Source organism: Bartonella sp. MM73XJBT (genome assembly GCF_028618465.1).
GTDB lineage: Bacteria > Pseudomonadota > Alphaproteobacteria > Rhizobiales > Rhizobiaceae > Bartonella.
Genome location: NZ_JAQISY010000116.1, coordinates 1 through 896 on the forward strand (window position 1 = coordinate 1; position 896 = coordinate 896).

Consider the following 896-nt stretch of genomic DNA (forward strand, 5'->3'; position numbering starts at 1 on the left):
GATATACCAGTCTTTTGTAGTTTTTGTTGATAGCTGACATCACCATGAAGCGAAACGTTTGAAGACAATTGAGCACTGATACCAAGTCCACCTTCAAGGAAAGAGCCCATGGGATCAATTTTATAATCCTTGTCAATATGGATTGCTTGATCCTCATCAAAAGTTTTGATTGCATTCACTTTTCCATAGAAGGAAACAGAATGTCCGTTTTCAGCAGTGGCAACGGTTTTGGTTAAACGCCCACCAACACGGATCATCCATTGATGAGGGTTCTTCATATCAATGGTAAAATTATCGGCATCTGAAAGTGTGTCAAACAGCAAATGTTGATAGGCAAGTTGTGCTTGCGGTTCGAAGGTGACACCTTGAATACCTGTAGCAAATTGTTTGCCAATAGTGGTGGAGATACCCAACATCTTGGCATTTTTCAATGTTGCGGTTTTGCCAATGATAGCGTTGGTGATGTCACCCTTTAGGATTCCATAGGATAGTAGGGCATCAAGATAAAAACCATTGTCATGCTGGATGCTACCATAGGCTGTGATGGACCACTTATCCAATGTGCTTTTACCTGCATCTTTCATATCTTTTGGAGTGAAGGACAACTGTCCATAGGTTCCGACAAGACCGAAATGTGTTGTGGTATTTTGTCCTTCTAGTGCTGCGAAGTTAACGCCTCCTTGTAGAGCAGCATAGCGAAGATGAGCACCGCTATAACCATATTGGCGAGGAGCACTTTCAGAGGATAATGTTCCTGTACCGCCGTAAGTGTATAAGAAGAACCCGCTTTGTTTTTCTTGTTCTTTTGCTACGACAGATGTTCTCATATTGTCTAACAGTGCATTCTGCTTAGCCATATCGGTTAATCCCGTATAGAAGAGGGCATTTGGCATGAC

1 protein-coding gene is annotated in these 896 nt (G+C 42.2%); it reads right to left on the reverse strand.

The genetic code is table 11. The annotated features are described in order from the left end of the window. A partial coding sequence (locus PVV69_RS09905; protein ID WP_273757363.1) for an autotransporter outer membrane beta-barrel domain-containing protein occupies positions 1-896 on the reverse strand: 896 nt, incomplete at both ends.